Below are 16,880 nucleotides of genomic sequence, written 5' to 3'. Positions count from 1 at the left end.
TCTTTGTCTAATTATAAAGCACCATCTTGAATGATTTCTGTTTTATAACCATCTGGATCTGTTAAGAAATAATAGAATGGATCTTCACCGGGAAGTCCTTTTAAATCTGTCACAGTGTAACCTGCTGCTTGGTGCTCTTTTAATAAAGCGCGTACGTCTGGTACACCAACCGCTAAATGACCGTAACCATTTCCTAAATCGTAAGCTTCTTTTTGGTCATAGTTGTATGTTAATTCTAGTTCGAAACCGCCTTCTTCAAACGCCATATAAACTAATGTAAATTCGAAATCTGGAAAGTCCTTACGACGAACTTCTTTAAGTCCTAACGCTTTTTCATAAAAATTAATAGAATCAGTTAGGTTTTTTACGCGGATACATGTATGTAACATTTTTGCAGTCATTTTTTCTTCCTCCTTTTAAACTTCTTTCTTTATTGTAGTATATCTCGGAAGTGAATACAAACAAGGAATATTGATGGAAGTAAGGCGATTTTTTCGGTATAATGATGGATGTGAAGAAAGGCGGAAGTGAAATGACAAAAATCAAACGTATTATGACAGGAATAATCCAAGAAAATTGTTATATCATTTATCAAGATAATTTAGCATTAATTGTTGACCCAGGCGATGAAGCAAGTAAAATTGAAGCAGAAATCGCAAAACTAGAAGTGAAACCAGTGGCTGTTTTGCTAACGCATTGTCACTATGATCATATCGGGGCTTTAGAAGAGATTCGAACAACATATAATATTCCAGTATATGTTAGCCCACTAGAGCAAGAATGGCTCTCTAATCCAGAACTAAACTTATCTGCACATATTGCTGGTAAAGCAATTATAGCGCAACCTGCAGAAAATGAATTTACGCTAGGTGAATATAATATAGAAGGTTTTCAATTTAAAGTAGTACCGACGCCAGGACATTCTATCGGAAGCGTTAGTTTTATTTTCGACGATTTTGTCGTAGTTGGTGATGCTTTGTTTAAAGGTAGTATCGGTCGTACAGATTTATATACAGGAGATTTTGATATGTTAATAAATAGCATTAAAACACAACTGTTCGTACTTCCAGATGAATTACCAGCTTATTCAGGTCATGGCGATGCAACTACAATCGGTCACGAGAAAAAGACAAACCCATACTTTAACTAAAAAAGAACTTGCAGAAGCATTTATTCTGCAGTTTTTTTGTAATCAAATGGAAAGGATGTTGGAATATGCATTCAGACGAGGAAATTTTCAAAGAAACAACACCAAAAGCACTGCTGCAATTACTAAAAAAAGATTACTATTTTCATGATTATTGCTATCAAGAAATTATCCCTAGAGGCAAAGAAATCAAGATGAATAATTCGAAAGGCTTCAAGATTTACTTAGTAGAAAGTGGATACTTCTCTTATTGCCTTCAAAATGAATACGGCGATTCCGGCATTATTAGCTTTGTGGGTGGCGAAATCGCAATCAATTTAGTTCCGATTATTAAGGAAGAGCCAGAGGAGTCTGTACTGCGTAGTTTGACAGAAGTTCATTGTTGGGTACTCGATCCTGATTTTGTGGAACGTGTTTTGGATGAATCGGGTGAAAAAGCGAAATATCTATTATCTAATTTGCTTTATACGAGAAAAGTTTATTTTAAAGCTAGTAAACGTAATTTTATGAAGAAAGAACGCCGTATTAGAGCATGTCTAAAAGAGATTGGTCTATATATGGGAAGAGTAACGAAAGATAAGGAATTCATTTTGCCGGATGAAATTAATAATTCTATTTTGGCTCAATATGCCAACACGACTCGAGAATACACGAATATTATCGTATTAAAACTACGAAAAGAAGGAATTCTCGACGACAGTCATAAGCCATGGGTTATTAAAAAAATTGACACACTTTAAATGATAAAACTTAATATATATTGATTTTCATACTATAAAAGGTGGAAAAGTTAAATTATTATCTAAAAAAAGTGCAGAAAAAATGTCACAAAAAGTACTTATTTAGACGTTTTTGACCTAAAAAAAGTTTGTTTTAGTAGGCAAATAGTGAAAAATTTCTTTTTTTGTGATTGCGATGTTATTTTATTCAGCTTATCTCTTCTCTAGAGTGTTTTCATTCTGTGATATTATACTTTAGAGGAGGAATTTGCAATGAACACATTAGAAAAACGACAACATGAAATTTTGACCAATCCACTTCATTTTTGTAAGAAGTCTGGAGATTTTGCTAAACATAGTATGAGTATTAAACTTTCTAAAAACGAACTGTTTGATGTTGATTTCGTAACAGGTATCTATTTTGTTGAAAAAGGTATCGTTATGAAAGGAACACAAATTGATGACTATATTGGGTACGATCAATTACTAAAACATGGGGATGTGTGTAATTTTTCATCTTTCATGTCTTCTGATTTAAAACGTAATATTGGTGCTAAATTATTATCACCAAGTTCTAGCGTCATTACAGCAGTAGACAGAGATTTCTTCATTTTTATGGTCGAAAAACATATTAGTATCGAAGAATTTATGCTTTATCAATCAAAAAAAGAAATCATGGTGCTGCAACGTCGCTGTTTACTTAATACACTCAAAGTAAAAGATCGCGTAAAACACGTGATTGCTGCAATTGGCTATGAATATGGTATTTCTAACGGAGATAACATTCAAATTCCACAAGAGCTATCCACTACATTTTTATCCAAATTCATGGGTATCACAAGAGAGTATCTTAGTTTAACGCTTAGTGAACTTAAAAAAGAGGGCTATTTACTAAATACTAAAATCCCTGTTGTAATTAATGTAGAAAAACTTTTCAATGAAATTCCATATGAATCATTAATTTTATAAATGTAAGAAGATAGTCTAACGGCTGTCTTCTTTTTTATGCTAAAATGAAAGAAAAAAAGGAGTTCCACTATGAGTGAATACTTGGAAATTCCAGAATTAAATAAAGCTTTTCCGTTCCGTTCGTTTGTAAATGAGGGAGAGGTACTTGTTTATCCGCATTGGCACAAGGAAATTGAGATTATTTATGCACTAAAAGGGAGCCTTAATCTTGGTGTTAATGATATGCCAATTCAATTAAAAGAAGGCGAGATTCAAGTGATAAATGGTGGAGATGTGCATTATTTTTTAGCTTCACCAAGTAGTGAACGTGTCGTTATTCAGTTTGATTTAAGTTTATTTCAAGAAGAAATGCAAATGGATGACCAAATGCAAACATTGCGTGAGATGCTTACGGAAATGGCGCATTTAAGTAGAGAATGGCCAGAAGAAACAGTGGCTAAAATGCAATCTCTCATTATGAATATTCATGAGGAGTCTAGCGGAGAAAAGCCAGGTAAGCATTATATTCTAAAAGCGGACTTGCTGGCGATTATCGGCTTAATATACCGAGAAATCCCTCAAATCAAAACACAACCGGATAGTGTGATTTCGGAAGAAGCGGTCTTAAAATCTCAAGAAACACTACATAAATTAGATCAAATTTTTTCCTATGTCGAGAAACATTATCAAGAACCTGTCAGCTTACAAGAAGTCGCGAACTACACTGGATTTAGCACATACTATTTCACGAAATTTTTCAAGCGAAATACCGGAATGACATTTGTGACTTTTTTAAATGATTACCGGCTGAACAAAGCAAAATGGATGTTGTTAAATGAGGCTTTCCCTGTAACAGAGGTGGCTGAACTAGCTGGCTTTAGTAGCGTAAAAACCTTTCATCATGCCTTCAAACGAGCAATGGGAGTCGCACCATTAAAATACAGGAAGACAATATACGGGAATAATTAAGCAATAAAATAGGAAGATTTACCTCCAGTAGTTTTGTATGATGTAACTATCAAAACTATTGGAGGTTTTTTATTATGACATTAAAAGTTGGAATTATAGGTTGTGGAGGCATTGCAAACGGGAAGCATATGCCAAGTTTATTAAAAGCTGAGAAAGCAGAAATGGTTGCTTTTTGCGATATCGTTTTAGAAAAGGCGGAAGCAGCAGCAAAAGAATTTGGTGGCGAAAATGCAAGCGTATACACAAACTATGTAGAATTACTCCAAGATAAATCCATCGATGTCATCCATGTGTGTACACCAAATATTTCTCATGCGGAGATTTCTATCGCAGCAATGGAAGCCGGAAAACACGTTATGTGTGAAAAACCAATGGCGAAAACAACGGCAGAAGCGAAAAGTATGATTGAAGCTGCAGAGCGTACAGGCAAAAAACTAACAATTGGTTACCAAAATAGATTCCGCAAAGACTCGGATTACTTGCACCAAGTTTGTGAGAACGGCGAATTAGGTGATATCTATTATGCAAAAGCAAAAGCGATTCGTCGTCGTGCAGTCCCAACATGGGGTGTGTTTTTAGATGAAGAAGCGCAAGGCGGCGGCCCACTTATTGATATTGGAACACATGCGCTTGATTTAACGCTTTGGATGATGGACAACTATAAACCAAAATACGTAGTAGGAAACAGTTATCATCAACTTGCGAAAAAAGAAAATGCAGCAAACGCGTGGGGTTCATGGGATCCAAGTAAATTTACTGTAGAAGATTCCGCATTTGGTTTTATCACGATGGAAAATGGCGCAACGATTGTGCTAGAAGCAAGTTGGGCGCTTAATACACTTGATGTCGGTGAAGCGAGAACGTCTTTATCAGGAACAGAAGGCGGCGCAGATATGGAAGACGGCTTACGAATTAACGGCGAAGCACACAGCCAAATGTATGAAAAGAAAATTCAATTAGAAGCAGGCGGCGTTGATTTTTATGATGGAACTGGTGATGACCCAGCGTTAATCGAGGCAGAACAATGGTTAGCGGCAATTGAAAATAATACAGATCCAGTTGTGAAACCAGAACAAGCACTTGTTGTAACACAAATTTTAGAAGCTATTTATGAATCATCCAAAACAGGTCAACCAGTTTATTTTAATTAAGGAGGAAGTGCCTTTATGAAAGCAAAAATTGCTTTACAGTTGTGGAGTGTTAAGGAAGCTTGTGAAGATGACTTTTTTGGAACGCTAGAAAAAGTGGCGGAAATGGGTTATGACGGCGTGGAGTTTGCTGGTTATTATGGTAAATCTGCCAGTGAAATCAAAGCGAAATTAGCTGAACTTGGACTAGAAGTAGCCGGATCGCATATTAGTAAAGAACAGCTTGAAGAAGACTTAGAAAATGTCATTTTGTTTGAACGTGAATTGGGGAATGAATATATTATTTGCCCATATGCAGATTTTAAAACAAAGCAAGAATGGCTTACATTTAGTGAAAAACTTCGTGAAATCACCAAAACGGTTCAACAAGCTGGGATGCATTTTGGTTATCATAATCATGCCCATGAATTAGATAAATTAGAGAATGAAATTATTTTGGACAACTTACTCAAAAATGTACCAGAAATGGTTGCGGAATTAGACACTTACTGGATTGAGTATGCAGGAATTGGCGTTATTCCTTTTATCGAAAAATATCGTAACCGGGTACCACTTATTCATATTAAGGATAAATCGAACGCGAACAAAGAAAGCACTATTATCGGTGAAGGTGTTTTGGACGTGCCTGGTTTTGTTAAAACGGCGCTTCAATCTGGAACAACCTGGCTGATTATTGAACAAGAAGCATTTATGCAAGATCCGCTAACAAGTGTGGCCAAAGGTTATACGTATTTAGCAAATGTATTGGAGGAGAACTAATATGACACGTGTAACGGTGTGGAACGAATTTTTACATGAAAAAGAAGATGACGCGGTGTTGGCTATTTATCCAGACGGAATTCACGGACAAATTGCTAGTTTCCTAAAAAAAGCAGGAATTGACGCGGGAACAGCTACTTTAGAAGAACCTGAACATGGCCTTACCGAGGAAGTATTAGCGAATACGGATGTACTGATTTGGTGGGGACACATGGGACATGACCGCGTAGAAGATAAGATTGTCGATCGTGTGCAAAAGCGCGTATTAGAAGGCATGGGACTTGTCGTACTACATTCTGGACATATGTCGAAAATCTTTATGCGTCTAATGGGAACAAGTTGTGATTTAAAATGGCGCGAAGCAAATGAAAGAGAACGGCTTTGGGTAGTTGACCCAACGCATCCGATTGCAAAAGGCATTGGCGAATTTATTGAGTTGGACGAGGAAGAAATGTACGGCGAGCATTTTGATATTCCAACACCAGATGAACTAATTTTCTTAGGTTGGTTTGAAGGTGGCGAAGTTTTCCGAAGCGGGATTACCTACAAACGAGGAAATGGTCGGATTTTCTACTTCCAACCAGGCCATGAATCTTATCCAACCTATCACCATCCGGATATTCAGCAAGTAATTATTAACGGCGTACATTGGTGCGCGGAAGGTCGGAAGAATTATCCGGCATACGGAAATCACCAACCACTTGAAAAAATAGGGAGGAAATAAAAATGAAATTAGGCGTTTTTACACCATTATTTGCTAATTTATCATTAGAAGAAATGTTAGATAAAGTGAAAGCAGCGGGTCTTGATGCTGTAGAAATTGGCACAGGAGGAAACCCTGGGAATCATCACTGCCCGACGGACGAACTTTTGGCAAGCGAAGCAGCACGCAAAGAATACTTAGAAAAATTTACTAGCCGGGGATTAACGATTAGTGCATTTAGTTGTCATGATAATCCGATTTCTCCAAATAAAGAAGAAGCGGCAGCGTCCGATGAAATTTTACGAAAATCAATTAAACTAGCTTCATTAATGAATGTTCCGGTTGTTAATACATTTTCTGGAACAGCTGGTGATAGTGATGATGCCAAAGCGCCAAACTGGCCGGTTATTCCTTGGCCAACTGTTTATAGCGATATTAAAACATGGCAGTGGGAAACAAAATTAATTCCTTACTGGAAAGAAATTGGCGAACTTGCAGCTGCCAGTGGCGTTAAAATTGGTATTGAACTGCACGGTGGTTTCTTATGCCATACGCCATATACCATTTTAAAACTGCGGGAAGAAACAAATGATTCTATCGGGGTTAATTTAGACCCAAGTCATTTATGGTGGCAAGGAATCGACCCAGTTGGCGCTATCAAAATCTTAGGAAAAGCTGGAGCGATTCATCATTTCCATGCTAAAGATACGTATTTAGATCAAGATAATATTAATATGTACGGTTTAACGGATATGCAACCATATGGTGATGTACAAACGAGAAGTTGGACATTCCGCTCGGTTGGTTGTGGGCACAGTTTGACAGAATGGTCTGATATTATGAGCGCGCTTAGAACATACGGTTATGATTATGTAGTCAGCATTGAACACGAAGATCCATTAATGTCGATTGATGAAGGCTTCGACCGTGCTGTTACAAACTTACAATCGATTTTAATTAAAGATAAACCACTGGATATGTGGTGGGCTTAACGATAAGAAAGGGTGTCTTAGGATGAAAAAATATCAATTAGTAATTGTTGGTTACGGCGGGATGGGAAGCTATCATGTAACGCTTGCATCGGCTGCTGATAATTTAGAAGTTCATGGCGTATTCGACATTCTAGAAGAAAAACGCGAAGCCGCTGCTGAAAAAGGTTTGAAAATTTATGAAAGCTTTGAAGCGGTTTTAGCGGATGAACAAGTAGATGCCGTTCTTATCGCGACACCGAATGATAGCCATAAAGAATTGGCAATTACTGCACTTGAAGCAGGTAAGCATGTTGTTTGCGAGAAACCAGTGACGATGACAAGCGAAGATTTACTAGCAATTATGGATGTAGCTAAAAAAGTAAATAAACATTTCATGGTTCATCAAAATAGGCGTTGGGACGAAGATTTCCTAATTATAAAAGAAATGTTTGAACAAAAAACGATTGGCGAAATGTTCCACCTGGAATCACGCGTTCACGGAGCAAATGGTATTCCAGGAGATTGGCGTCATTTGAAAGCACATGGCGGAGGGATGGTACTTGATTGGGGTGTGCATCTACTTGACCAATTGTTATTCCTAGTCGATAGTAACGTGAAATCTGTATCTGCTAATCTAAGTTTTGCGCTTGGGGATGAAGTCGATGATGGCTTTGTCACGTTCATTACTTTTGAAAATGGCATCACTGCTCAAATTGAGGTAGGCACAACGAACTTCATTAAACTACCTCGCTGGTATGTCAAAGGTACGGAAGGAACTGGAATTATCCACGATTGGGATTTAAGCGGGGAAATCGTCAAACCGACCGCGCTCGCTAAAACGTCTGAACCAACGCCAATTAAAGCTGGGCAAGGACTAACAAAAACAATGGCACCACCAAGCGAGGAAGCAACGAATACATTATCACTTCCAGCACCTGCCAAATTAGCTCCATCTTTTTATAATAATTTTGTCGATGTTTTAAATAATACGAGTGAACCAATCGTTCAAAACGAAGAAGTTTACCAAGTTTTAAAATTGATTGAAGCCATATTTGAAGCGGCTGAGACGAATCGAACTATCCATTCTATTTAAAAAAGATGTTTTAGCTTCCTAAACTGTGGAAAACACTACTATGGAGATAAAGAATTCTTCATTAGAAAATATTCTAATTAGGAGGCAATATCAATGAGCGAAGATAAAGGCATGAAAGACAAAGCAAAAGGACTTAAAGACAAAGTAGTAGGTGACGCAAAAGACAAGTTCGGTAAAGCAACAGATGATAAAGGCAAACAAGTAGAAGGTAAAGCTCAAAAAGCTAAAGGCGAAGTAGAAGATAAAACTGGCGACGCTAAAAAGAAATTATCCGAATAAGTTAAAAAAGCAGGCTTGGAAAATATAAGCCTGCTTTTGTCTATTTATATAAGCTAGTCAAACTGTCAAAGTCATAAGTGATTCAAAAAATTGGTATGATTGGCCTATAGATAATACCTTAATAAAAATAGAACGCTTTGCCTGCCTCTTATTTGGAGGCGATGCAAAGCGTTTTTATTTTTCCGCTAAATATTTAATTTTATCAGGCACGTTTTTGATTTTTTTATAATTAACAACCATTTTGTTCTCGCCAACAAGTACTTTGAATTGTTCGTCCTTCGTTAATTCTTTTTCTGAGTAAAAAGTTAGTTGTTTTTGTTTTCCTTTGTCATCGTAAACATTTGATACATATTTGAACCCTTTGAATTGATTTTTTTGAACGGGTTTTCCAGCGTCTTCTACTTTTACGTAATAGGATTTTACTGCGGCATCTGTTGGCATCGCATACTCCCAAATCGCGCAAACAGTTAGAAGAACTGCAGCTAATAACATTAAACCTCTTTTTTTAGTAAACATTTCTCCTTCATCCTCTCTTGATTTGCTTTATTACATTAAGTTTACAACGAAATGACGAGTTTATCCCTTTTGTTAACTAACAAAATTCCCTGCTAATCTTACAATTTTGTCAGAAAGGTGACAAAATGAAATCATAAAAGATTGTGAAGTTACAAAGTCGTCTTTTTTTAACTACTAAATGTAGAAACTACCAGAAAAATAGGCACTAGAAGTAGTAGCGTTTTTGTACTTGAAATATGCTCGAAAACACACAATTGTCGGAAAAAATTTTTTTATTTGCTGAAAACCTTGGCGTCATCATTGTTTTGCCAGTTTCGGTAATAAAATCAGAGCACTATATCTTGCATTCACATAAAAAAAGTTATACTATATATAGTATCGAAAGCGAAATATTGCTTCATCGCCTTTTAACTTTTATCAGGGGAATTTGCTCCTTTAAAAGTTAATTTTTTTGCTCCATGGAACGACCACAAATAGTTCAGCGGACGAATGAAAAGCGCAAAATGAATCAGATATTTTTACAACGAGGAAAAAAGGATGAAATGGGGATTGCAAATGACAACTTACATAGTAAAAGACGGGGGAAACAGAAAGCTACCTTTTGACAAAAGCCGATTGGATGGATATTTAGAGAAAATCCATGAAGAATTTCCGAAACTTGATTTAGAAGATTACAAACGTAAGGTTTTTAATTTTGTAGAGAAGAAGGAAGATTATGCGGCTGACGAATTAGTCGATTATTTAATTAGGGAAGCAGAAGCTCGTACTGATATTCATATTCCTGAATGGGAACATTTCGCGGCACGCCTTTATTTAAATAAATTATACAAAAAAGCGAGTAAAAATCGTTTTTATAATGACGATGATAAATATGGTTCGTACGTTGGACTTCAAGAGAGTTTAGGCGAACGCGGTATTTATTCTGGCAATATTCTAAAAAATTATTCTAAAGAAGATTTGATTGCAGCAGGGAAATTAATTGACCCTGAAAAAGATAAATTATTTACGTATAATGGTTTGTATTTACTTGCGACACGTTATTTAGCAACGGACTCTGAACGTAATGTGTATGAGTTGCCACAAGAACGTTGGTTAACTATCGCTCTTTACTTAATGCAAAATGAACCAAAAGAAAAACGAATGAAACTAGTGGAAGAAGCATACTGGGCTTTAAGCAACCTATATATGACTGTTGCAACACCAACACTTGCGAACGCTGGAAAAGTTGGCGGTCAATTGTCTAGTTGTTTCATTGATACTGTAGATGATAGCTTGCAAGGTATTTATGACAGCAATACAGACGTTGCTAGAGTTTCTAAGCACGGTGGTGGTGTTGGCGCATATCTTGGCTATGTTCGTTCAACAGGAGCTGCTATCCGTGGCGTAAAAGGTGCAAGTGGTGGCGTTATTCCTTGGATTAAACAATTGAACAATACGGCGGTTAGCGTAGATCAATTAGGTCAACGTAAAGGTGCAATTGCTGTTTATTTAGACGTTTTCCATAAAGATATCGAATCTTTCCTTGATTTACGTTTAAACAATGGTGACCAACGTTTACGTGCACATGATGTATTTACTGCAGTTTGTATTCCTGATATTTTCATGGAAGCTGTAGAACGTCGCGGTGAATGGTATTTATTCGATCCACATGAAGTAAAAGCGAAAAAAGGCTGGTACCTACAAGATTTCTACGATGAAACAAAAGGAGAAGGTACTTTCCGCGAAAAATATGACGAATTAGTAGCTGATGAAACAATCAGTAAAAAAATCGTTAAAGCAATTGATATCATGAAACGTGTCATGATGAGTCAATTAGAAACAGGGAATCCATTCATGTTTTACCGTGATGAAGTAAACAGAATGAACCCAAATAAACATGAAGGCATGGTGTATTCTAGTAACTTATGTACAGAAATCATGCAAAATATGAGCCCAACAAAAATGATCCAAGAAATTATTTCTGGAGATCAAATTGTTATCACAAAACAAGCGGGAGATTTTGTTGTATGTAACTTATCTTCTGTAAACTTAGGTCGTGCGGTTGTTGCTGAAGAAGGTACTTTAGAACGTTTAATCGAAGTAGAAGTACGTATGTTAGATAACGTTATCGACTTAAACGAACTCCCAGTACCACAAGCAACTATTACAAACCAAAAATACCGTTCTATCGGTCTTGGAACATTTGGTTGGCATCACCTGCTTGCTCTTAAAAATATCGCTTGGGACTCCGAAGAAGCGGAGAAATATGCGGATGAATTATATGAACAAATTAACTATTTAGCTATTCGCGCAAGTAACAAACTAGCGCAAGAAAAAGGTGCTTACAAAGTCTTCAAAGGCAGCGACTGGAATACAGGAGAATATTTCGCGCGTCGTAACTATAACTCACCTGAATGGCAAGAATTAGCAAAAGAAGTAGCAGAAAAAGGTTTGCGTAATGCATATCTTGTAGCTGTAGCACCAAATATGAGTACAGCTCAAATTGCTGGTTCAACTGCTTCCATTGACCCAATTTACAGTGCGTTCTACTATGAAGAGAAAAAAGACTACCGTCGTCCTGTAATCGCGCCGGACTTAAACTTAAGCACATACCCGTACTATGAAAAAGGTGCTTACAAAGTAGACCAATTCGCAAGTGTTCGTCAAAATGGTCGTCGTCAACGTCACGTAGACCAATCATTAAGTTTCAACTTCTACGTACCAAGTGGTATCAAAGCAAGTAAATTACTGGAACTACACATGACCGCTTGGAATGAAGGACTAAAAACAACTTACTATGTTCGCTCTAACGATATCGATGTTGAAGAGTGCGAATGGTGCTCAAGCTGATACATCTCTAAAATACTTTACACTTAGTACAAAATGAAAGGGAGGGCTTGCCTAGATGGCTAACCAAAAAGAACAACTGACACGTATTAAAATTTTAGAACCTTTATTTCCTAATCGTTCTACTTCAATCATAAACGGAGAAACTAGTGGGATTTTAAATTGGAACGACATCCCGTATCCTTCTTTCTATCGTGCGTATAAAGAACTTTCTACTAACTACTGGATTCCAGACGAAGTAGACATGAAAAGCGATGCAAAACAATATCCCGCTCTTTCAGAACAAGAAAAATATGCTTTTGATGCAATCATTGGCTTACTTGCAACACTGGATTCTCCGCAAACACGTTTTATTTATAACATTGCGGAATACATTACTGATCCAGCAGTTCATGCGAATGCAGCGATTATCGCGCAACAAGAAGTTATCCATAATGAAAGTTATTCGTATGTACTTGCTTCTATTACAAATTTACAAGAACAAAATCGCGTATTTGAACTTGCGAGAACACATCCGACAATCATCAAACGTAATGAGCCAATCATGGATGCATATGATGATTTCATGAATAACAAAACCGGCGAAACACTTGTAAAAGCTTTAATTCAATCTTCTATTTTAGAAGGAATTAATTTCTATAGTGGTTTTGCTTACTTCTACAACCTAGTTCGTCAAAATAAAATGACTGGAACAGGAAAAATCATTAGTTTTATCAATCGTGATGAATTAGCTCACTCGAAATTTATTTCTGAAGTAATCCGGGCAATCCTTGGGGAAAACCCAGAATTACAAACAGAAGAGCTAGTGGAATATACACATGAAGCTTTCCGCCATGCGGTTGAACTTGAAACAGAATGGTCTGAAGAAGTACTACAAGGTATTGAAGGTATTGATGTGGAAGAAATGGTTGACTACGTGAAATATCGTGCCAACAAAATGCTAGGAATGCTTGGTATTCCTGAACTTTATCCAGGACATAGTGATAACACAATGACATGGATTAAAGCTTACGCAGATAACTTTACAGAAACAAAAACCGACTTTTTCGAAATGCGCAATTCAAGCTATAAAAAAACGAATATGGATAACGGATTCGACGATTTATGAGAATCTTGTTAGCCTATGATTCTCTAAGCGGCAATACGAAAATGGTGGCTGATGAAATTGAAGAGAGATTGATAAGCGAAGGACATGAAGTGGTGTCCTTTCGCGTATCTCCTCTAGCCGAGTATCCGCTTGATGAGGATTTTGACTTGTACGTGTTGGGGGCATGGACAGTCGACTACGGAAGAACACCGCCAGATATGAAAGATTTTATAGCGGAACTAGCCGTAAAGCCCAAGAATGTAGCCATTTTTGGTACTGGGGAAACACAATGGGGTATGGATTTTTATTGCGGAGCTGTCGACCGAATGGCCAAATATTTCGGAACAAGTTACCCAACTTTAAAAATAGAGCAAATGCCACACACAGAGCAAGATGTGGCTGACATAGACAATTGGGTCAAGAAAATTTTAGCGCTAAGGAGTGGAATCAAATGACAAGTATTGAAATTAAAACACCTGAAGAGTTCCAAGCTCATCTTAATGGGGAAGAATTAGTATATGTAGATTACTGGAAAGACAATTGTCCTAATTGTAAAATGCTTGATCTTTCTTTTGCTGAATTCAAAAACTCTGAAATCGCAAGCAAAGTCAAAGTATTAAAAGTAAAATTAGAAGAAATGGGCGAAAATTTCTTTTTTGATCGTGATGTACAACAAACACCAACGCTTGTACTTTACAAAGGCGGCGAAGAAATCCACCGTTTGAATGGATTCATCCCACCAAACAAAATTGAAGAAGCTATTTCTTTAAACGCATAATCGAAAGAGCAGAAGTCTCCTTATAAATAGGGGGCTGACTGCTCTTTTTTGTTGAATTTATTAAAAGGAGCGAAAACATTGAAACATTTACAAAATGAAATTACTACTTTTTTAAAAGAACGGGATTGGTTAGAGCAATATAATCACCCAAAAGATTTAGCTATATCGTTGTCGCTTGAAGCATCCGAATTACTGGAATGTTTTCAGTGGAAAACAGATGAAGTAGCGTTAAAAGAAAACCGGGAAGAAATTTTAAAAGAGGTAGCAGATGTGATGATTTATGCGCTTCAAATTGCAGAAAGTATGGGTGCGGATGGGGAAGAATTGGTGAGATCGAAGCTAGCTGAGAATCGTACGCGGACATGGCCGAAGAAATAAGAAAAGCAGCTTTCACCAATATTCTTGGTAAAGCTGCTTTTTAATTTTAATAGGAATAAGCACGTTTGCGGCGTTTTTTGGAACGAATCATTGCAAAAATTCCAGCTACAACTAAAATAACAGAAATGATGCAAACACCAAAACCGATAAGCCCAGTGATGCTAAACGAAAAACCAAAACCAATTAAACCAATCAGAAGTATAACTAAGCCAGCTAATTTCATTTAAAAGCTCCTTTCAGAAATCTTATCTCTATTATATAGGAATAACTAGAAAAAAATAAGACTTTAAAGAGAAAAAATTTTTAAAGATGAAAGGCATTGATAGAGCACCAGTTCGCATAAATCTAAAATAGTCAAGACTGCAAAGCAAAAAAATTATCTGTTATAGTAAGAAAGTGAGAGAGGCAAGGAGGACAACATATGGATTTTAAAGAGTACCAAATTTTAGCAAATAGAACTGCAGCAACACATGAACAGGCATTGACGAATTACGGACTTGGTATAGCTGGAGAAGCCGGTGAAGTTGCTGATTTGATTAAGAAATATGCTTTTCATGGACACGATTTAGATAAGGATGCGTTAACGAAAGAACTAGGAGATGTTCTCTGGTATGTATCGCAAATTGCTAAATGGGCGGATATAAGCATGGAAACCGTTGCCGAATTAAATATTGAGAAGCTGAAGCGCCGCTATCCTCAAGGGTTTTCAGCAGAGCGAAGCAAACTCCATATCGATTAAAAAAACGTTTGTATTTAAGAAATTCCTTAAATACAAACGTTTTTTAGTCTTCTAATGAGCTAGAAAACCTACTGAATAGCGTATAAATGACATATTGGATAATCGAAAAGTAAAATACAAAATTCCAGAATGGCCAGTGAAAAACACTAAACATAATTTGGATGGAATCAATTGGTTGTGTGAGTAAATGAATAGAATGCAGACGCGAGAAACGACCAATATAAATGGCATAACTAGACAATAAGATTAAACCAATTAAAAGCAATTGATAGCTTAACCAACTAGTCCAATTAAATCGTCTTCTTATTTCGGCAAGCATTTTTGCAAAGGACCAAAAGCCGATAAATAATCCGAAGAACACACCCACGACAATATAAGTGAAGTGGCGCCATAACCATGGTGAAGTGGAAAGAATTCCTTCTGCTCCGTAAATCTCTAAGCGCTTTAAATGTAACAAGTCAGTTAGAAGATAAGGCGCATTTGGGAAAAATACTAACCAAACAATACCTAAAGGCCAAAAAATCCACCATACTCGAGGTTTTCTAGTCAAGAACACAGCTATTTCAAAAGGTATATAAGCAAGCCCGACATTTAAAATTAAAAAAGTATACGTGTCTGCAGTAAAATGCAAAACAAGAAAATATCCGAGTAAAAAAGCTCGGCAAATCCAAATTGATTTCGTCATGTAATAGTCACCTCGTGCTTGCTATTGTATCACAATTTGAGTTGCCGAGGATAACTTAACCTGCTAAATGAAACAAAAGTACTAAAATTAGCCCAAAAGCGGAAAGTAAAATAGAACCGATAAAGGCTGCTGCAAAAGGTTTTCCACCCATTTTTCCAAAAGAAGGTAAGTGGACATTTAATCCAAGTCCTCCCATTGACATAGCAATAAGGAAATAGGCACAGACAACGAGGAAATTTGTAATGGACGCGGGAATGATGCCGAAACTGTTGATAGCACTCGTAGCTAAAAAGCCGAAAATAAACCACGGTACAGGAAGTTCGGCCCAGGAAAAGCGATTATTTGTTCCAGCGTTCACCATTTTTGCAACGACGAAGCAGACAGGAACAAGTAACGCAACACGTGTTAATTTGACGATAACGGCCATGTCTACAGCCCCAGTACCACCGGGATCCGCCGCCGCAATAACGTGTGCAATCTCATGAAGCGTAGCCCCCGCAAAAATACCATATCCATCTGGTCCAAGTGGTAAAATTGGATAAATTAGCGTATAAACTATCGTAAAAATAGTCCCAAGTAGCGCGATAATTGTAGCAGCTACAGCAGTTTGGTTGTTATCCGCTTTTACTTGTGGAGAAATAGCCACAACCGCTGCCGCTCCACAAATTCCAGTTCCGCAAGCAACGAGAATTGCTAGCTTTTTATCTACTCCAAAAAGTTTCGCTAAAAAGTAAACAACGGTAATACCGAAACTTAAGCATAGGGCAGCAATCAAGAATACACGCCATCCAGCATCATAAATATCAACTAGATTTAAGCGAAAACCAAGTAAAATGATCCCAGCACGCAAAATAACTTTATTGGAAAATTGAATCCCAGTAAACCATTTATCTGGAACAGGAAAAAGTGCACGAATAATGATACCAATTAATATGGCAGTTACAAGTTGTCCTAGAATCATTAAAAATGGCAGTTTCGCTAAAAAATAAGATAGGGTAGCAATACAAAATGTAAGTGCAATACCATACCAAAATGTTTTTGTTTTAAATAAAACTTGACTCATATTTATCCCCCTTTCTTCTATGCTTTTACTTTACCATTTCCAGTTTTATTAGTAAAATTTATATTAATTATA

The 16,880-nt window shown here is 36.9% G+C and carries 21 protein-coding genes; 16 read left to right on the top strand and 5 right to left on the bottom strand.

The window, feature by feature from the left end; translation table 11 throughout:
* Positions 1 to 11 precede the first annotated feature (11 nt).
* The gene (locus tag AB2Q86_RS11535; protein ID WP_012580910.1) at positions 12 to 401 is read right to left on the bottom strand and encodes a VOC family protein; all 390 of its coding nucleotides are present in this window, start codon (positions 399 to 401) and stop codon (positions 12 to 14) included.
* Between the two features lie 131 nt (positions 402 to 532).
* Between AB2Q86_RS11535 and AB2Q86_RS11530 the strand changes: the two genes are divergently transcribed.
* The 10 genes from AB2Q86_RS11530 (at position 533) to AB2Q86_RS11485 (ending at position 8,736) form a co-directional block, all read left to right on the top strand.
* Positions 533 to 1,150 (top strand): MBL fold metallo-hydrolase, encoded by a 618-nt coding sequence (locus AB2Q86_RS11530; protein WP_003729572.1) that lies wholly within the window; start codon positions 533 to 535, stop codon positions 1,148 to 1,150.
* A gap of 65 nt (positions 1,151 to 1,215) precedes the next feature.
* The gene (locus tag AB2Q86_RS11525; protein ID WP_003737236.1) at positions 1,216 to 1,887 is read left to right on the top strand and encodes a Crp/Fnr family transcriptional regulator; all 672 of its coding nucleotides are present in this window, start codon (positions 1,216 to 1,218) and stop codon (positions 1,885 to 1,887) included.
* A gap of 252 nt (positions 1,888 to 2,139) precedes the next feature.
* The gene (locus AB2Q86_RS11520; RefSeq protein ID WP_003729570.1) at positions 2,140 to 2,835 is read left to right on the top strand and encodes a Crp/Fnr family transcriptional regulator; all 696 of its coding nucleotides are present in this window, start codon (positions 2,140 to 2,142) and stop codon (positions 2,833 to 2,835) included.
* A 69-nt stretch (positions 2,836 to 2,904) separates the two neighbouring features.
* Complete coding sequence (locus AB2Q86_RS11515; RefSeq protein WP_012580912.1) at positions 2,905 to 3,783, top strand: AraC family transcriptional regulator; 879 nt, start codon at positions 2,905 to 2,907, stop codon at positions 3,781 to 3,783.
* Between the two features lie 74 nt (positions 3,784 to 3,857).
* Complete coding sequence (locus tag AB2Q86_RS11510) at positions 3,858 to 4,934, top strand: Gfo/Idh/MocA family protein (protein WP_003729568.1); 1,077 nt, start codon at positions 3,858 to 3,860, stop codon at positions 4,932 to 4,934.
* A gap of 15 nt (positions 4,935 to 4,949) precedes the next feature.
* On the top strand, positions 4,950 to 5,690 hold the full coding sequence (locus tag AB2Q86_RS11505; RefSeq protein ID WP_012580913.1) for a sugar phosphate isomerase/epimerase: 741 nt from the start codon (positions 4,950 to 4,952) through the stop codon (positions 5,688 to 5,690).
* Position 5,691: 1 nt separating this feature from the next.
* Positions 5,692 to 6,414, top strand: coding sequence for a ThuA domain-containing protein (locus tag AB2Q86_RS11500; protein WP_012580914.1), 723 nt, complete (start codon positions 5,692 to 5,694; stop codon positions 6,412 to 6,414).
* 2 nt (positions 6,415 to 6,416) lie between these two features.
* Positions 6,417 to 7,385, top strand: coding sequence for a sugar phosphate isomerase/epimerase (locus AB2Q86_RS11495; RefSeq protein WP_003729565.1), 969 nt, complete (start codon positions 6,417 to 6,419; stop codon positions 7,383 to 7,385).
* Between the two features lie 22 nt (positions 7,386 to 7,407).
* Positions 7,408 to 8,457: a Gfo/Idh/MocA family protein gene (locus AB2Q86_RS11490; protein WP_012580915.1), complete on the top strand. Its 1,050-nt coding sequence runs from the start codon at positions 7,408 to 7,410 to the stop codon at positions 8,455 to 8,457.
* A 93-nt stretch (positions 8,458 to 8,550) separates the two neighbouring features.
* The gene (locus AB2Q86_RS11485; protein WP_003722282.1) at positions 8,551 to 8,736 is read left to right on the top strand and encodes a CsbD family protein; all 186 of its coding nucleotides are present in this window, start codon (positions 8,551 to 8,553) and stop codon (positions 8,734 to 8,736) included.
* A gap of 174 nt (positions 8,737 to 8,910) precedes the next feature.
* On the opposite strand, the gene AB2Q86_RS11480 is transcribed toward AB2Q86_RS11485, so the two are convergent.
* Entirely contained in the window at positions 8,911 to 9,252 is a 342-nt protein-coding gene (locus AB2Q86_RS11480) for a YxeA family protein (RefSeq protein WP_014589115.1), read from the bottom strand.
* 537 nt (positions 9,253 to 9,789) lie between these two features.
* Between AB2Q86_RS11480 and AB2Q86_RS11475 the strand changes: the two genes are divergently transcribed.
* The 5 genes from AB2Q86_RS11475 (at position 9,790) to AB2Q86_RS11455 (ending at position 14,321) form a co-directional block, all read left to right on the top strand.
* The gene (locus AB2Q86_RS11475; RefSeq protein ID WP_003729561.1) at positions 9,790 to 12,081 is read left to right on the top strand and encodes a ribonucleoside-diphosphate reductase subunit alpha; all 2,292 of its coding nucleotides are present in this window, start codon (positions 9,790 to 9,792) and stop codon (positions 12,079 to 12,081) included.
* A gap of 55 nt (positions 12,082 to 12,136) precedes the next feature.
* Positions 12,137 to 13,186 (top strand): ribonucleotide-diphosphate reductase subunit beta, encoded by a 1,050-nt coding sequence (locus tag AB2Q86_RS11470; protein WP_003729560.1) that lies wholly within the window; start codon positions 12,137 to 12,139, stop codon positions 13,184 to 13,186.
* Positions 13,183 to 13,620, top strand: a complete 438-nt coding sequence (locus tag AB2Q86_RS11465) for a flavodoxin (protein WP_014589113.1) — start codon at positions 13,183 to 13,185, stop codon at positions 13,618 to 13,620. Before AB2Q86_RS11470 ends, AB2Q86_RS11465 begins: the two co-directional genes overlap by 4 nt.
* Complete coding sequence (locus AB2Q86_RS11460) at positions 13,617 to 13,943, top strand: thioredoxin family protein (RefSeq protein WP_003729558.1); 327 nt, start codon at positions 13,617 to 13,619, stop codon at positions 13,941 to 13,943. Before AB2Q86_RS11465 ends, AB2Q86_RS11460 begins: the two co-directional genes overlap by 4 nt.
* 78 nt (positions 13,944 to 14,021) lie before the next feature.
* Entirely contained in the window at positions 14,022 to 14,321 is a 300-nt protein-coding gene (locus AB2Q86_RS11455; protein ID WP_012580918.1) for a nucleotide pyrophosphohydrolase, read from the top strand.
* A 46-nt stretch (positions 14,322 to 14,367) separates the two neighbouring features.
* Here the strand turns inward: AB2Q86_RS11455 and AB2Q86_RS11450 are convergent, their stop codons facing one another.
* A complete protein-coding gene (locus AB2Q86_RS11450; RefSeq protein ID WP_003729556.1) occupies positions 14,368 to 14,544 on the bottom strand; it encodes a hypothetical protein in 177 nt (58 codons plus the stop codon).
* A gap of 198 nt (positions 14,545 to 14,742) precedes the next feature.
* Between AB2Q86_RS11450 and AB2Q86_RS11445 the strand changes: the two genes are divergently transcribed.
* Entirely contained in the window at positions 14,743 to 15,060 is a 318-nt protein-coding gene (locus AB2Q86_RS11445; RefSeq protein ID WP_003729555.1) for a nucleoside triphosphate pyrophosphohydrolase family protein, read from the top strand.
* A 43-nt stretch (positions 15,061 to 15,103) separates the two neighbouring features.
* Here the strand turns inward: AB2Q86_RS11445 and AB2Q86_RS11440 are convergent, their stop codons facing one another.
* Together AB2Q86_RS11440 and AB2Q86_RS11435 are read right to left on the bottom strand one after the other, a co-directional pair.
* Entirely contained in the window at positions 15,104 to 15,745 is a 642-nt protein-coding gene (locus tag AB2Q86_RS11440; RefSeq protein WP_012580920.1) for a DUF1361 domain-containing protein, read from the bottom strand.
* Between the two features lie 55 nt (positions 15,746 to 15,800).
* A complete protein-coding gene (locus AB2Q86_RS11435; RefSeq protein WP_012580921.1) occupies positions 15,801 to 16,808 on the bottom strand; it encodes a YeiH family protein in 1,008 nt (335 codons plus the stop codon).
* Positions 16,809 to 16,880 lie beyond the last annotated feature (72 nt).

Origin of the sequence: Listeria monocytogenes (assembly GCF_041765605.1) — a bacterium.
GTDB classification, from domain to species: Bacteria; Bacillota; Bacilli; order Lactobacillales; family Listeriaceae; genus Listeria; species Listeria monocytogenes_D.
The sequence above is the reverse complement of the archived record's forward strand: the minus strand, read 5'-3'. Positions and strand labels throughout refer to the sequence as shown.

What these genes read in the sequence shown, in the direction of transcription:
- AB2Q86_RS11535 (WP_012580910.1), bottom strand. Translation starts at nt 401, where the DNA reads ATGACTGCAAAAATGTTACATACATGTATCCGCGTAAAAAACCTAACT.
- AB2Q86_RS11530 (WP_003729572.1), top strand. Translation starts at nt 533, where the DNA reads ATGACAAAAATCAAACGTATTATGACAGGAATAATCCAAGAAAATTGT.
- AB2Q86_RS11525 (WP_003737236.1), top strand. Translation starts at nt 1,216, where the DNA reads ATGCATTCAGACGAGGAAATTTTCAAAGAAACAACACCAAAAGCACTG.
- AB2Q86_RS11520 (WP_003729570.1), top strand. Translation starts at nt 2,140, where the DNA reads ATGAACACATTAGAAAAACGACAACATGAAATTTTGACCAATCCACTT.
- AB2Q86_RS11515 (WP_012580912.1), top strand. Translation starts at nt 2,905, where the DNA reads ATGAGTGAATACTTGGAAATTCCAGAATTAAATAAAGCTTTTCCGTTC.
- AB2Q86_RS11510 (WP_003729568.1), top strand. Translation starts at nt 3,858, where the DNA reads ATGACATTAAAAGTTGGAATTATAGGTTGTGGAGGCATTGCAAACGGG.
- AB2Q86_RS11505 (WP_012580913.1), top strand. Translation starts at nt 4,950, where the DNA reads ATGAAAGCAAAAATTGCTTTACAGTTGTGGAGTGTTAAGGAAGCTTGT.
- AB2Q86_RS11500 (WP_012580914.1), top strand. Translation starts at nt 5,692, where the DNA reads ATGACACGTGTAACGGTGTGGAACGAATTTTTACATGAAAAAGAAGAT.
- AB2Q86_RS11495 (WP_003729565.1), top strand. Translation starts at nt 6,417, where the DNA reads ATGAAATTAGGCGTTTTTACACCATTATTTGCTAATTTATCATTAGAA.
- AB2Q86_RS11490 (WP_012580915.1), top strand. Translation starts at nt 7,408, where the DNA reads ATGAAAAAATATCAATTAGTAATTGTTGGTTACGGCGGGATGGGAAGC.
- AB2Q86_RS11485 (WP_003722282.1), top strand. Translation starts at nt 8,551, where the DNA reads ATGAGCGAAGATAAAGGCATGAAAGACAAAGCAAAAGGACTTAAAGAC.
- AB2Q86_RS11480 (WP_014589115.1), bottom strand. Translation starts at nt 9,252, where the DNA reads ATGTTTACTAAAAAAAGAGGTTTAATGTTATTAGCTGCAGTTCTTCTA.
- AB2Q86_RS11475 (WP_003729561.1), top strand. Translation starts at nt 9,790, where the DNA reads ATGAAATGGGGATTGCAAATGACAACTTACATAGTAAAAGACGGGGGA.
- AB2Q86_RS11470 (WP_003729560.1), top strand. Translation starts at nt 12,137, where the DNA reads ATGGCTAACCAAAAAGAACAACTGACACGTATTAAAATTTTAGAACCT.
- AB2Q86_RS11465 (WP_014589113.1), top strand. Translation starts at nt 13,183, where the DNA reads ATGAGAATCTTGTTAGCCTATGATTCTCTAAGCGGCAATACGAAAATG.
- AB2Q86_RS11460 (WP_003729558.1), top strand. Translation starts at nt 13,617, where the DNA reads ATGACAAGTATTGAAATTAAAACACCTGAAGAGTTCCAAGCTCATCTT.
- AB2Q86_RS11450 (WP_003729556.1), bottom strand. Translation starts at nt 14,544, where the DNA reads ATGAAATTAGCTGGCTTAGTTATACTTCTGATTGGTTTAATTGGTTTT.
- AB2Q86_RS11445 (WP_003729555.1), top strand. Translation starts at nt 14,743, where the DNA reads ATGGATTTTAAAGAGTACCAAATTTTAGCAAATAGAACTGCAGCAACA.
- AB2Q86_RS11440 (WP_012580920.1), bottom strand. Translation starts at nt 15,745, where the DNA reads ATGACGAAATCAATTTGGATTTGCCGAGCTTTTTTACTCGGATATTTT.
- AB2Q86_RS11435 (WP_012580921.1), bottom strand. Translation starts at nt 16,808, where the DNA reads ATGAGTCAAGTTTTATTTAAAACAAAAACATTTTGGTATGGTATTGCA.